The sequence below is a fragment of the Glaciimonas sp. PAMC28666 genome, from assembly GCF_016917355.1.
GTDB lineage: Bacteria > Pseudomonadota > Gammaproteobacteria > Burkholderiales > Burkholderiaceae_D > Glaciimonas.
In genome coordinates, this window is record NZ_CP070304.1 from 3,520,448 (window position 1) to 3,535,589 (window position 15,142).

Annotated in this window: 10 protein-coding genes; 7 read left to right on the forward strand and 3 right to left on the reverse strand. The window is 51.8% G+C overall.

Annotated elements, in window-relative coordinates; all coding sequences use genetic code 11:
• Positions 1 to 109 precede the first annotated feature (109 nt).
• The 7 genes from chvE (at position 110) to JQN73_RS15095 (ending at position 9,698) form a co-directional block, all read left to right on the forward strand.
• Positions 110 to 1,171 (forward strand): multiple monosaccharide ABC transporter substrate-binding protein, encoded by a 1,062-nt coding sequence (gene chvE / locus JQN73_RS15065; protein WP_205323389.1) that lies wholly within the window; start codon positions 110 to 112, stop codon positions 1,169 to 1,171.
• 215 nt (positions 1,172 to 1,386) lie between these two features.
• Complete coding sequence (gene mmsA, locus JQN73_RS15070; protein WP_205319676.1) at positions 1,387 to 2,925, forward strand: multiple monosaccharide ABC transporter ATP-binding protein; 1,539 nt, start codon at positions 1,387 to 1,389, stop codon at positions 2,923 to 2,925.
• 1 nt (position 2,926) lies between these two features.
• On the forward strand, positions 2,927 to 4,144 hold the full coding sequence (mmsB, locus tag JQN73_RS15075; protein WP_205319677.1) for a multiple monosaccharide ABC transporter permease: 1,218 nt from the start codon (positions 2,927 to 2,929) through the stop codon (positions 4,142 to 4,144).
• A gap of 201 nt (positions 4,145 to 4,345) precedes the next feature.
• Positions 4,346 to 6,094 (forward strand): IlvD/Edd family dehydratase, encoded by a 1,749-nt coding sequence (locus JQN73_RS15080; protein ID WP_205319678.1) that lies wholly within the window; start codon positions 4,346 to 4,348, stop codon positions 6,092 to 6,094.
• Positions 6,095 to 6,180: 86 nt separating this feature from the next.
• Complete coding sequence (gene araD1, locus JQN73_RS15085; protein ID WP_205319679.1) at positions 6,181 to 7,176, forward strand: AraD1 family protein; 996 nt, start codon at positions 6,181 to 6,183, stop codon at positions 7,174 to 7,176.
• Positions 7,177 to 7,230: 54 nt separating this feature from the next.
• Positions 7,231 to 8,808, forward strand: a complete 1,578-nt coding sequence (locus tag JQN73_RS15090; RefSeq protein WP_205319680.1) for an aldehyde dehydrogenase (NADP(+)) — start codon at positions 7,231 to 7,233, stop codon at positions 8,806 to 8,808.
• 101 nt (positions 8,809 to 8,909) lie between these two features.
• On the forward strand, positions 8,910 to 9,698 hold the full coding sequence (locus JQN73_RS15095; RefSeq protein ID WP_205319681.1) for an SDR family NAD(P)-dependent oxidoreductase: 789 nt from the start codon (positions 8,910 to 8,912) through the stop codon (positions 9,696 to 9,698).
• Positions 9,699 to 9,724: 26 nt separating this feature from the next.
• On the opposite strand, the gene JQN73_RS15100 is transcribed toward JQN73_RS15095, so the two are convergent.
• From JQN73_RS15100 to JQN73_RS15110, 3 genes are all read right to left on the reverse strand, one after another.
• Positions 9,725 to 10,156: an EamA family transporter gene (locus JQN73_RS15100; RefSeq protein WP_205319682.1), complete on the reverse strand. Its 432-nt coding sequence runs from the start codon at positions 10,154 to 10,156 to the stop codon at positions 9,725 to 9,727.
• Between the two features lie 46 nt (positions 10,157 to 10,202).
• A complete protein-coding gene (locus JQN73_RS15105) occupies positions 10,203 to 11,723 on the reverse strand; it encodes an efflux transporter outer membrane subunit (protein ID WP_205319683.1) in 1,521 nt (506 codons plus the stop codon).
• A gap of 104 nt (positions 11,724 to 11,827) precedes the next feature.
• Entirely contained in the window at positions 11,828 to 15,046 is a 3,219-nt protein-coding gene (locus JQN73_RS15110) for an efflux RND transporter permease subunit (RefSeq protein WP_205319684.1), read from the reverse strand.
• Between the last annotated feature and the right edge of the window lie 96 nt (positions 15,047 to 15,142).

Here is a 15,142-nt window from a genome sequence, read left to right on the forward strand (position 1 = left end):
GTCGGTAGTGAAAAAAGTAAGATGCAGCGGAGCAAGTAAGTCACTCAATGCAAAAGCAGCAACAGCGGTCCAGCAGCAATACAATAACTAAAGGAGATAAGTTGTGAAGATGATTAAATCCACGATTCTAGGATTGATGATAGGCCTTATCGGCATTGCATCACAGGCCAGCGCACAGGAAAAAGCATTAGTTGGCATTTCAATGCCAACAAAATCTTCAGCACGCTGGATCGCTGATGGCGACAATATGGTCAAGGTCTTCAAGGAAAAAGGCTACAAAACAGATTTGCAATATGCGGAAGATGACATCCCGAATCAGCTGGCGCAAATTGAAAACATGGTCACCAAGGGCGCAAAAGTGCTCGTGATCGCATCGATTGACGGTACAACGCTGTCCGACGTGCTGCAAAAAGCAGCTGACAAGGGCGTTAAGATCATTGCGTACGATCGTTTGATTCGTAACTCCAAAAACGTCGATTACTACGCCACTTTCGATAATTTCCAGGTTGGTGTGCTACAAGCTGGATATATCGTCAAAGCGCTGGGTTTGCAGTCCGGCAAAGGCCCATTCAATATTGAGCTTTTCGGTGGTTCGGCAGATGATAACAACGCCTTCTTTTTCTATAACGGCGCGATGTCGGTCTTGAAACCTTATATCGACAGCGGCAAGTTGGTTGTTCGCAGCAAGCAATTGGGAATGGAAAAAGTCTCTACGCTACGTTGGGATGGTGCGGTTGCACAGGCCCGGATGGATAATCTGTTGAGCGCGTTTTACACCAATGCGCGTGTCGATGCTGTTTTGTCCCCGTATGACGGTTTGAGTATCGGCATTATCTCGTCGTTGAAAGGCGTGGGATACGGCACGCCAAAATTGCCAATGCCGGTTGTGACCGGTCAAGATGCGGAAATTCCATCGGTGAAGTCGATCATCCGCGGTGAGCAGCGCTCAACCGTTTTTAAAGATACACGCGAACTTGCCAAAGTAACAGTCGGCATGGTCGATGCTGTCCTGAGCGGTAAAACGCCGCAAATCAACGATACCAAAACATATAACAACGGCGTGAAGGTTGTGCCTGCGTTCCTGTTAAAACCGGTCATTGTTGACGCCTCTAACTGGAAACAAGTGTTGGTGACCGGCAGCGGTTATTACACTGAAGCGCAAATTAAATAAAGTAAGAGCGGCCTGTTAGGAACGCGGATGGGGAGAGTGAGCAGTTGTCTTGCCTTCTCTTCCGCGCGCCTATCGGTAGCTTAAGTGCGCGTGAGGTCATCGTGAAGTGAAGGCATTAACGCAATGCTGTTTTTAATATTCGGTTGAAATTGGTTGTCGATCGAGTGGGGAATAGGTCTCAATTCCGCTGCTCTGTGACGATAAGAGGTTAAAAGATGGAAACGATTCTTGAGATGCGAGGAATTCAGAAGACATTTCCGGGCGTCAAGGCGCTGGATAATGTCAATCTTGTAGTTCGTGCTGGCGAAATTCATGCGCTGGTGGGCGAAAACGGCGCCGGAAAATCAACCTTGATGAAAGTGCTGAGTGGTGTTTTTCCCCATGGCTCTTATTCAGGTGAAATCCATTTTCAAGGTCAGGAACGCCAATTCAAAGGTATTGCCGATAGCGAAAAAATCGGCATCATTATTATTCATCAAGAGCTCGCCTTGGTACCCTTGTTATCCATTACCGAAAATATTTTTCTTGGCAATGAACAAGCTACCAACGGCATTATCGATACGGCCTTGTCATATAGAAAAGCCAAGGAACTGCTGCAAAAAGTCGGGCTGAAGGAATCCCCTAGTACGTTGATTACGAATCTGGGCGTGGGCAAGCAGCAGTTGATTGAAATTGCCAAAGCGCTCTCCAAAAAAGTCAAATTGCTGATTTTGGATGAGCCTACCGCCAGCCTGAACGAAAGTGATAGCGACGCGTTACTCGAGCTATTACTGGAACTCAAGGCAGAAGGAATTTCCTCTATTCTGATTTCGCATAAGCTCAACGAAATTTCGAAGGTCGCGGACTCCATTACGATCTTGCGCGATGGCTCGACCGTGGATACGCTCGATTGCCATAAAGAGGTGATCAGCGAAGATCGCATCATTCAGAACATGGTCGGCCGGGAGATGGCGGATCGCTATCCAAAGCGAACACCGAATATCGGTGAGACGATCTTTGAAGTCAAACAGTGGCGCGTGCATCATCCGCTGCATCCCGATCGCGAAGTGATTAAAGGCGTCGATTTTCACGTAAAAAAAGGCGAAATTGTCGGTATTGCCGGATTGATGGGGGCCGGCCGCACCGAGCTGGCGATGAGCATTTTTGGGCGCACATACGGCAAACGTATCAGCGGCAAAGTTTTTTTGCGCGGCAAGGAAATTGACGTTGGCACGGTCCAAAAAGCCATCAATCACGGGATCGCTTATGTTACTGAGGATAGAAAAGGCTACGGGCTGATTCTGGAAGAGGATATTAAAAAAAATATCACTCTGGCGAACCTAGATGGCATCTCTAAAATGTTGGTGATTGATGAGGGACAGGAATATACCGTCGCCGCCGAATATCGCGGAAAACTACGAATTCGGTGCGCCAATGTATTTCAGAAAGTGTTGAATTTGTCGGGAGGCAATCAGCAAAAAGTAGTACTAAGCAAATGGTTATTTTCTAACCCCGATGTGCTGATCCTCGATGAGCCAACCCGCGGTATTGACGTCGGTGCAAAGTATGAAATCTACAATATCATCAGCCAACTCGCGGCCGAGGGGAAATGTATCATTATGATCTCATCGGAAATGCCCGAATTGTTGGGGATGTGTGACCGTACTTATGTCATGAACGAAGGTAACTTTGTTGGCGAGTTTATGGCTGCGGAAGCATCCCAGGAAAAAATTATGCGCGCGATTGTAAAAAATGCGAAGATCGGAGATAACTAACATGAACCAAAAAATGGCAGCCGCAGAGACACAACTTCCCGGACCGATCCCCATTGCCGAAACCAAGGATTACGCCGGCTTTCTAAAAAAGAATATGCGCGAATACGGCATGTTGCTGTCGTTGATAGCGATCATGGCGTTCTTTCAGTACATGACCGATGGCACGTTGATGCGGCCATTGAACCTTACCAATCTGGTATTGCAGAATAGTTATATCGTCATCATGGCGCTCGGCATGTTGATGGTGATTGTCGCAGGACATATCGATTTATCGGTGGGTTCCGTAGTGGGTTTTGTGGGTGCTTTGGCAGCGGTATTGATGGTGAATTTCCACCTTAATTTTATCCTGACCATTATCATTTGTCTGATTGCCGGGGGCATTATTGGCGGCGCGCAGGGCTATTTTGTGGCGTTTTTCAGGATACCGTCATTTATCGTCACGTTGGCGGGGATGCTGGTTTTCAAGGGATTGACACTGGCGTTGCTGGACGGGCAATCCGTAGGGCCTTTTCCTGACACTTTTCAACGGCTCAGTTCGGGCTTTATTCCCGACCCGTTAAACGGCGTTGACTTGCGACTGACCTCTTTGCTAGCCGGTGTTGCGATTGCGGCTATATTGATTATCGTAAAAATGCGTGGGCGTTTAAGTCAGACCAAGCATGGAATGGAAGATGAACCATTGTCGTTTTTTGTATTGAAAAATATCGTCTTTGTGGCGATTATTATTTACTTCAGTTATTTGCTATCGTCCTACAAAGGGATGCCGAACGTGTTGGTGATCATGTTTGTATTGATGGTGATATACACCTTCATCGCCAATCGTACAACGTTAGGACGTCGAGTCTATGCTGTCGGGGGTAACGAGAAAGCGGCTAAATTATCCGGTATCAAAACCACGCGTGTATCCTTCTATACCTTTGTTAACATGGGTTTTCTGGCCGCATTGGCCGGACTTATTTTTGCAGCGCGTCTGAATACCGCGACACCAAAAGCGGGAACCGGTTTTGAGTTGGATGTGATCGCTGCCTGTTTTATCGGTGGTGCATCCGCATCCGGCGGCGTCGGCAAGGTCATGGGTGCTGTGATTGGCGCATTTGTGATGGGTGTCATGAATAACGGCATGTCAATCATGGGAATCGGTATTGATTACCAGCAAGTGATCAAAGGCCTGGTGCTGCTGGCTGCTGTATGTGTTGATGTTTACAACAAAAATAAATAAGCGCAGTACGTAGATACGGGACTTGAGTTCAGTACTTAGTTTCAGTCCTTAGTTTCAGCACTTAGGTTCAGTACTTAGGTTCGACAATCATTAAGTTGTAGATATTTAACCACCAGTTTAATTTCACTCTTTCATTCGCAGCACGTACCTGTGTCCCGGTTAGCCGGTGGATGCTGCTCATCTTTCAAAAGAAGGTCAACGATGACTATCGACAAAAAACGTCCACTACGTTCCGCAGAATGGTTTGGCAGTAACGACAAAAATGGTTTCATGTACCGCAGCTGGATGAAAAATCAAGGCATTCCCGATCATGAATTTCAGGGAAAACCGATCATCGGTATTTGCAACACATGGTCCGAACTAACGCCATGTAATGCACATTTTCGGAAGATTGCAGAACACGTTAAAAACGGCATTTTGGAGGCGGGCGGCTTTCCCGTCGAATTCCCGGTGTTCTCCAACGGTGAATCGAACCTGCGTCCGACGGCAATGCTGACCCGAAATCTGGCGAGTATTGACGTGGAAGAGTCGATTCGTGGGAATCCGATGGACGCGGTGGTGTTATTGGTCGGTTGCGATAAAACCACGCCAGCATTGCTGATGGGCGCAGCCAGTTGCGATGTCCCGGCAATCGTCGTCACCGGCGGTCCGATGCTGAACGGCAAGCACAACGGCAAAGATATCGGTTCCGGCACGGCGGTATGGCAACTGAGCGAAGCTGTCAAGGCGGGTCAAATTTCCCTGCACGAGTTTATGTCAGCAGAAGCCGGTATGTCGCGTTCGGCCGGAACCTGCAATACCATGGGAACGGCATCGACAATGGCCTGTATGGCCGAAGCGCTTGGCACTTCATTGCCGCACAATGCGGCGATTCCGGCAGTTGATTCGCGTCGGTATGTATTGGCGCATATGTCGGGAATGCGGATTGTCGAGATGGTATGGGAAGATTTACGCCTGTCCAAAATTTTGACGCGTGAAGCGTTCGAAAATGCGATCCGGGTTAACGCCGCCATCGGTGGTTCAACCAACGCTGTGATCCATCTGAAAGCCATTGCTGGCCGTATCGGCGTTAATCTGGAACTGGAAGATTGGACCAATATCGGCCGCGGCACGCCAACGATCGTTGACCTGCAACCGTCCGGTCGCTTCCTGATGGAAGAGTTTTATTACGCCGGTGGCTTGCCCGGCGTTTTACGCCGACTTGGCGAAGGTAATTTGCTGCCGCACAAAGATGCACTGACCGTGAATGGAAAATCGATCTGGGAAAACACGTTAAGCGCGCCAGTGTACAACGACGAGGTCATTCGGACTTTGGACAATCCGCTGATTGCGGATGGTGGAATTTGCATTTTGCGCGGCAATCTTGCACCGCGTGGCGCTGTATTAAAGCCCTCCGCTGCCTCTCCGGAGTTGATGCAACATCGTGGCCGTGCGGTAGTGTTTGAGGATTTCGCTCATTACAAAACACGCATCAATGATCCCGATCTGGACGTTGACGCAAGCTCCGTATTGGTGATGAAAAATTGCGGTCCCAAAGGCTATCCTGGCATGGCTGAGGTCGGCAATATGGGCCTTCCACCAAAATTGTTAGCGCAAGGTGTGAAGGACATGGTGCGGATTTCCGATGCAAGAATGAGCGGCACCGCGTACGGCACAGTTGTGCTGCATGTTGCGCCTGAGGCGGCCGCAGGCGGTCCGCTCGGCATTGTTCAGGATGGCGACTGGATTGAACTGGACTGCCACGCAGGGCGATTGCATCTGGATATCAGCGATGCAGAAATGGCGGAGCGTCAGACCGCACGCGCTGCGGCACCGGATCCCAACGCGCCAACCATGAAGGGCGGTTATCAACAACTTTATATTGACCGCGTGCTGCAAGCGGATGAGGGCTGTGATTTCGACTTTTTGGTCGGTTGCCGCGGTTCAGCAGTGCCGAAGCATTCACACTAGGCCCTGGCTAGCACCATTGGGCAAGCTTCGACCTGTGGATCGGATCGATCAATCGATTCAAAAACCGTATTAAAACCGGAATAGCTATGTTATTAGTTCAAATTAAACAACCTGACAACAGCCGCCGTATTGGTGTTCTGGAGAATGACAATCAGTCGATTCGTCTGATTGAGGGCTACATAACAACTTACGCGTTGGCGCAGGCGGCTATTGCTAATAAGACATCGTTAAGAAATTTGGCAAGCGGTGCGCTCGGTGAGACATTGGTGGATTACGCCACCGTCGCCGGACAAGGGCGACTATTGGCTCCGTTGGATCATACTGATGACGCGCATTGCTTTGTTACGGGAACGGGCTTGACCCATCTCGGCAGTGCCGATGGTCGTGACGCAATGCATAAAAAGGTCAATGATAGCGAGACGCTGACTGATAGCATGAAAATGTTTCGGATGGGTCTTGATGGCGGCAAGCCAGCCGCGGACGCGCTCGGCGTGCAGCCCGAATGGTTTTATAAGGGTGACGGCTCTATCGTGCGTGTCAGCGGCGAAGCGTTGACGATGCCGCACTTTGCACTCGATGGCGGAGAAGAGCCGGAAATTGCTGGGCTGTATTTGATCGGCGCGGACGGATCGCCTTACCGTTTGGGTTATGCAATTGGTAATGAATTCTCGGACCATGTGACGGAGCGCCAGAATTACCTTTATTTGGCTCATTCCAAGTTGCGCCAATGCGCACTTGGACCAGCGTTGTTGCTGGGAGAGTTGCCATCCCATGTGGAAGGGATGTCGCGCATTCTCGATACCGGCGGTGCTGTGCGTTGGGAGAAGCCGTTCCTTAGCGGCGAGGACAACATGTCACATACCGTCGCTAATTTGGAATATCATCATTTTAAATATCCGTTATTTTGCCGCCCGGGCGACGTCCACGTTCATTTTTTTGGCACGGCGACTTTAAGTTGCGTGGATGGAATTGTGGTCGCGGCAGGCGAGACATTTGAGATCGACGTGGCAGCATTTGGGCCGCCTTTGCGCAATCAACTGGCGGTCGAAAAACTAACGCGTCCGGTTATTCATTCGCTTTAAGATAAGCGTGCGCTAATTCATCAAAAATATGCCTTCATCGGCAAAGGAACATCATTGAATATCACGGGTCAGGCGCTGATTGGCGCCCATAGTGTCACGGGCGAGGGTGCAGTATTTTCTGCGTACAGCCCTGTTTTAGGCGACAACATCGCGCCAGATTTTCATACTGTCAACGAGGCACAGATAGACCAGGCCTGCCGACTGGCGCAGCAAGCCTTTGATGGCTATCGCGCTACCGATCCTGAGACGCGTGCGCGCTTTCTTGAAACTATCGCCCAAAAAATTATCGATCTGGGCGAGCCGCTGATTGCGCGCGCCATGGCCGAAAGCGGCTTGCCTCAGGCACGCCTCGAAGGTGAGCGTGGTCGCACCGTCGGACAATTAAAATTATTTGCTGAAGTGTTACGCGAAGGTTCGTGGCTGGACGCGCGGATCGATCCTGCGTTGCCGGAGCGGAAGCCGTTGCCAAGGGTTGATCTGCGTATGCGCATGATTGCATTGGGTCCGGTTGCCGTGTTTGGGGCCAGCAATTTTCCGCTGGCGTTTTCCGTAGCCGGTGGCGATACTGCTGCGGCGCTCGCTGCTGGTTGTCCGGTCGTGGTGAAGGCGCATCCGGCCCATCCCGGAACTTCCGAAATGGTTGGTCGTGCGATTCAACTGGCGGTGGCGGAGTGCAACTTGCCGGAAGGCGTATTTTCTTTGTTGACCGGAATTGGTAATGACCTGGGTACCGCGCTGGTGCGTCATCCTGCCATTCAGGCAGTGGGTTTTACTGGTTCCCGTCAGGGCGGTCTGGCGCTGATGGCGGCCGCGGCTGCGCGTCCGCAACCGATTCCTGTGTATGCAGAGATGAGCAGCATTAATCCTGTGTTCATGATGCCGCATGCATTGTCTGCGCGCGGTGAGACGCTGGCGACCAGCTTTGTCGATTCTCTGGTCATGGGCGTGGGGCAGTTTTGTACCAATCCGGGTTTGGTCCTGGGCTTGGCCGGAGCAGATTTTGAACGCTTCACGACGCTCGCTGCCGAGCAATTATCGCAGCGCACAGCGGCTACGATGTTGAGCGCAGGCATACACGACGCGTATCAAAAAGGGGTGAGCAGGTTAGCTGCCAATGCGGAGGTGCGCGATCTAAGCCGAGGTGTTGGCGTGGATGGTGCATGCAAAGGTACGCCTGCGTTATTTTCTGCCAGCGCCGCCGATTTTCTGGGTGATGCACACTTGTCCGAAGAGATTTTCGGCCCGACATCGTTGCTGATAAGTTGTGCCGATATGACCGAGATGCAGCAGGTTGCAGAGCATCTTGAAGGTCAACTAACTGCGACGTTGCAAATGGATCAAGGCGACTATGACGCAGTGCGCACTTTGCTGCCAATCCTGGAGCGCAAAGTAGGCCGCATTCTGGCGAATGGGTTTCCAACGGGCGTCGAAGTGTCGTATTCAATGGTGCATGGCGGACCTTTCCCTTCGACTTCCGATGGTCGCAGCACGTCTGTCGGGAGCGCCGCTATTGAAAGATTCTTGCGTCCGGTGTCGTATCAAAATCTTCCTCAGGAGCTGTTGCCAGCGGCTATTCAAGATAGCAATCCGTTGGCAATCTGGCAGAGGGTGAATGGTAAACTAGCAAAATAACGGTCAGTTATTGCCTCCTGAGCCGCTCGATGAAAGGCCGCTCAGGAACGATGGCGAGAACAAGAATCTTAGAAGATGTAACAGTACCACCTGGAGCAGGTATGGCAGTAGTACAAAAAGCGATCAAAGATTTGGCGCACTATCCAAGCTTGAAGGGAAAGCGTGTTTTCATTACCGGTGGTGGCACCGGGATTGGCGAGGCGCTGGTCAGTGCGTTTGCCGAGCAAGGTGCATTAGTTGCTTTTGTCGATATCGCGACGGAAGCGAGCGAGGCCTTATGCACGCGTTTGGCTTCAGCCGGGCTGCCTGCGCCATTGTTTCGGCATTGCGATATCCGTGACATAGTCTTGCTGCAAGCAACGATGGCAGCAATGGCGCGAGAGATAGGGGATTTTGATGTACTGGTGAACAATGCTGCCAATGACACACGACACGCGGTTGAAGATGTCAGCGTGGAGTTTTGGGATAACAATATTGCGGTCAATCAGCGGCCATTATTTTTTACCTGTCAGGCGGCGTTGGCCGGGATGAAGAAAAAGGGCGGCGGTTCGATTATTAATTTTAGTTCGATCAGCTGGCATCTGGGAAACGGTGGCTATCCGGCTTATGTCACCGCCAAGTCGGCAGTGATCGGGTTGACGCGTGGGTTGGCGCGCGATTTTGGCCCGCATAATATTCGTGTCAACACCGTCACGCCGGGTTGGGTTATAACGGAACGACAGAACGAATTATGGCTGGATGAAAAGGGTGAAGCGGACATCAAACGCAACCAGTGCCTGTCGGGTAAATTACTGCCTTGGCATCTTGCGCGCATGGTCCTGTTTTTGGCTTCGGACGATAGCGTCATGTGTACCTCGCAGGAATTTATTGTTGATGCCGGATGGAGTTAACCTGCCGGGTGGCGATAACCGTTAATTTAGAAGGCGATGATGACGACCGACCCGGCGACGATCAACGATCCTCCAATGGCGATTGGCCAGGTCAATTGCTCACCAGCAAATAACAGCCCTAATACGATAGCGAAGGCAACACTGAGCTTGTCGATGGGTGCTACTTTTGTGATCGGCCCGATTTGCAGGGCATGGTAATAACACAGCCAGGACAGGCCGGTGGCGATGGCGGACAATGCCAGAAATAGCCAGTTGCTGGAAGCAACCAGCGCGGGCTTTTCCCACTCGTTGCGTAACGTCACAATACCCGCAATAACAAACAAAATAATCACCGTACGGATGAACGTTGCGAAGTTCGAGTTCATTCCGGTGACGCCAAATTTTCCGAAGATGGCAGTCAGACCGGCAAAGAAAGCCGATCCAAGTGCATATAATTGCCAACTATTACGCAGATCCATAGGATGCTCCTTAGTCGTCCATCAAGCCGATTGCAAGACTAAAAATTTAATTTGTAACCGGTGCTGTTTTAGCCGGTTTTCCGTTGTTCAAGGACGCGCTATCGGGCAACTCTGACTGATTCCAGCCTCCACCTAATGCCGCGATTAGCTGCACGCTAGCGGCCATGCGACGATTGAGAATGCCAAGTGCCGTATTTTCTGCGCTCAGTGCAGTGGCCTGGACCGTCGCTACGCTGGTGTAGTTAACCAAGCCCGCTTTGTATTGATTCAGGATCAGGGTGACCGCCTTGCGTGCTGATACCACCGTTTCGTCCTGCACCTGTGCTTCCTGCTCCAATATTCTCAATGCTGCAAGATTATCTTCAACCTCCTGGAAGCTGGTCAGCACCGCTTGCTTATAACCGGCGACGGTACTGTCGTAGTTAGCGATAGCCTGATCGGTTTGGGCCTTGCGCGCGCCACCGTCGAAAATCGTTTGTGCCAGCGCCGGTCCGAGCGACCAGACTCTGCTTGGCAAGCTTAACCAATTGACGAAGCTGTTACTTTCAAAACCACCGGATGCCGACAGCGTCAGGGCAGGGAAGTACGCTGCCTTTGCCACGCCGATCTGAGCGTTAGCTGCAGCGGCCAGCCGTTCCGCGGCGCTAATGTCCGGACGGCGCTCCAGTAGCGATGAGGGGATACCTGTCGGGATAGCAGGGACGACCGCAGCCAATGGCATCGGCGCAATCGAAAAGGTCGATGCGGGTTGCCCCACCAATAAAGCGATGGCATGCTCGGTTTGAGCGCGTTGCACGCCGAGATCGATCATCTGCGCTTGCGCTGATTTTAATTGGGTTTGCGCCTGTATCACATCCGACTGGGCGACCACGCCTGCTGCGTATTGGTTTTGGGTCAGCGTGAATGACTTCTGATAAGCCGCGACGGTATCGTTTAGTAATTTGTTCTGCGCATCGAGTATCCGTAATAGCCAGTAGTCCTGCGCCAGCGCAGATTGTGCGCTCAACTTCGCGGCCTGTAAGTTGGCGGCACTGGCCTGGGCATTGGCTTGATTTGATTCAACCGTACGTCGCACCTGGCCCCACAGATCCGGTTCCCAGCTTGCGTTCAGCGATAGCGAATTGGTAGTTGAGGCAGTGCCGTTATTGTTGCTCGTCAGGTTGCTATTTCCACTGCGACCGTTGGCACCACCGCTACCGGAACGAGTGGAAGAAACATTCGCGCCAATGGTCGGAAAATACGCTGCACGAGACTGTTGCACCAAGGCGCGCGCCTGGCGATATTTTGCTTCAGCCTGCGCCAGATTCTGATTGGATATCTCAATCTGGGTGATGAGCGAATTGAGTATCGGATCGTTATAGCTTTCCCACCAATGGTCGCCAACTTCGTGGTCGCGCGGTTGGGCGACCTTCCAGTCCTTGGACTCTTTGAACGCAGTTGGGGTGTCCATCACAGGACGAACGTAATCGGGACCAACGGCACAAGCGCTTAACAGCGCGACCGACAACAAAGACACCGTAAGTGGCTTCCGAACGAAGTTCAATCCTGATTCTCTAAACTGTTTCATATCAATTTCCATCCGCTGATTGGGCCGAAAAAGCAGCCCTGAAAATATATAAAAAATCTTGCGCCAGACGCTATGCGTTATTCCGCGCTGTATTTTGCTTGCCGTTAAACATGGGCGCTTTCGCCATCAGTCTCATGGTCGGCACGTTTGAATTTTTCTTTCCACCAATTACTGAAGCTATCCAGATAGAGATAAACGACCGGTGTTGTGTACAAGGTCAGGAGCTGACTGACGATCAGACCGCCGACGATCGAAATTCCAAGCGGTGTGCGTAGCTCAGCGCCATCGCCACGACCGAGCGCCAGCGGGATTGCGCCCAGCATCGCCGCCATCGTGGTCATCATGATAGGGCGGAAGCGTAACAAGCAGGCTTCGAAGATTGCATCGCGCGGGGAAAGGCCGCGATTACGCTCAGCATCGAGGGCAAAGTCAATCATCATGATCGCATTTTTCTTGACGATCCCGATCAGCAGAATCACGCCGATCAGCGCGATTAAACTGAAATCTGTTTTAGTGAGCAACAAAGCGAGCAATGCCCCTACGCCTGCCGACGGCAAAGTGGACAGAATGGTAAGCGGATGGATATAGCTTTCATACAATATCCCCAACACGATATACACCGCCAGCAACGCCGTTAAGATCAGTAATGGTTGACTATTCAAAGAGGACTGAAACACATTTGCCGTGCCAGCAAAAGTACCATGTACGGAAGTGGGGACGCCCAGCCTGCTCATGGCATTGTTAATGGCTAACGTTGCTTCTGACAATGACTTTCCCGGCGGCAAGTTAAAAGAAATTGTGGAGGCAATAAACTGGCTCTGATGATTGACTGACAATGCCGTATTGGTGGCTTTGAAAGTCGCGAAGGAAGACAGCGGCACTTGCGCTTCGACCGCAGTGGATAGTGTCTGCGCCAGCGATGAATTTGACGCCAGCTGACCGTTCGCAGTCAGTGCTGGCGGGGTTCCCAACGCCGACGTCGTTGGTGACAGATTGGCACTTTTTGGTGTGATACTGACGTATGTTTTGTGCAGAATTTCCGGACTCTGCCAGTACTCTGGCGATGCTTCCATCACCACGTGATATTGATTCATCCCACTGTAGATCGTCGAAATCTGACGTTGTCCGAACAGATCGTTCAGCGAAGAATCAATCAGCTGCGGGGTTATCCCGGTTCTGATTGCAGTCTCACGGTCGATCGCCAGAGAAGTTTGCAGGCCTTTATCGTTTTGATCAGTATTGACGTCGGCAAGTTCCGGCAGCGCATCTAGCGCTGCCCGTATTTTCGGTTCCCAAAGACGCAACTGATTGATGTCATCCGATTGTAGTGTGTATTGATATTGCGCATCGCTGGAGCGTCCGCCGACGCGAATATCCTGCACCGATTGCAAGAACAGGTTCGCGCCGGGAACGTGACTGAGTTTGCCTCGTAACCGGGCAATCACAAGATCGGCCGATAACTTGCGTTCCGAGAGCGGCTTGAGCGTGATAAACATCGTACCGCTATTGCGGCGGCTGCCGCCTGTGAACGCAATCACGTTTTGCACCGCAGGATCTTTTTGAACGATCGCCACGAAGGTATTCAGTTTGACTTTCATGGCCTGGAAAGAGATCGCCTGATCGCCTTGAATCCCGCCAATCAAACGTCCCGTATCCTGCTGTGGGAAGAAACCTTTCGGTATGATCTTGTATAGATGAATATTCAATGCGACGGTTCCGATGAGGATCAGTATCATCAGCGGTGCAAAGCGTAATGCCCATGTGAGCGAGCGCTTATAGCCGCGCAACATGGCGTCAAAAATCCGTTCGGTGGCATTGAAAAAGCGACCCTGCTTGCGGTTGGGCTCATATTTCAGCAGGCGCGCGCACATCATTGGCGTGGTCGTTAATGACACCAATAGTGACACCAGAATCGCCGCTGACAGCGTCACTGCGAATTCACGGAATAAACGACCAACGATACCTCCCATCAGCAGAATCGGTATGAACACTGCGATCAGTGAAATACTCATCGATAGCACGGTAAAGCCCACTTCACGTGCCCCTTTGATGGCGGCGTCGTACGGCGTCATACCTTCTTCAACGTGTCTGGAAACGTTTTCCAGTACCACGATTGCATCATCGACCACGAACCCGGTCGCAATCGTGAGTGCCATCAAGGATAAATTGTCCAGGCTGTAGCCGAGTAAATACATGATGCCAAAGGTACCGATCAAGGAGATCGGCACGGCCACCGTAGGAATCAGCGCAGCACGCGCATTGCGCAGGAACATAAAGACCACCATGATCACCAGAGCAATCGAGATCAGCAGCGTATGTTCTGTGTCAACCAGTGAGGCGCGAATCGTCGGGGTCCGGTCCATCGCGACGTCGAGATTGATGGCAGATGGAATCGAAGCCTGCAATTGCGGTAACAAAGCGCGTACGTTATCCACCGTCTGAATAATATTCGCGCCCGGCTGGCGACTCAAAATCACCAGGATTGCCGGCTTTCCATTCGCAGAACCGGCATTGCGTAAGTCGGCCACCGAGTCCACGACGGTGGCAACATCTTGCACTCGAATTGGCGCACCGTTGCGATATGACACCACTAACGGCATGTATTCAGCGGCGGTTTTGGCCTGATCATTCGCGTAGATCTGCCAGTTTCTGTCGCCGTCTTCAAGGATGCCTTTCGGGCGATTGGCGTTGGTCGCCGCGACGGCGGTGCGAACGTCAGCACTGCCTATGCCGTACTTGTTAAGCGCAGTTGGATTGAGTTCAATCCGCACTGCCGGTTGCGAGCTTCCGCCGACGCTGACACTGCCGATACCCTCAACCTGCGATAATTTTTGCGCCAATATGGTATCGGCAGCATCGTAAATCTGGCCCTGCGTCATGCTGTCCGAGGTCAACGATAAGATCATGACCGGCGCGTCGGCTGGATTCACTTTGCGATAAGTGGGGCTGCTTGGCATACCGGTTGGCAACAGATTGCGGGCAGCATTCAGCGCCGCCTGTACATCCCGTGCGGCACCGTCGATATCGCGACTCAAATCGAACTGCAAGGTGATCCGCGAGGAGTTGAGCGAGCTCGACGAAGTCATCTCGGTGACGCCCGCAATCGAACCCAATGCCCGTTCGAGCGGCGTCGCGACGGTCGCGGCCATCGTTTCCGGACTGGCACCGGGCAGCGAAGCCGAAATCGAAATGGTCGGGAAGTCGACTTGCGGTAACGGTGACACCGGCAGCATCCGAAATGCCACCAGACCGGCCAGCGCTATCCCGATGGTCAGCAGGGTGGTAGCGATCGGGCGCTGAATAAAAGGAAGAGAAATATTCATAGGGGCAGCTTATTTTTCCAACTATCTATCCGTTTATTCAGCTGTTTTTTGAGCCTCTTTTTCGGCCTCTTTTTCAGCCTCGTATTCAGCCTAATA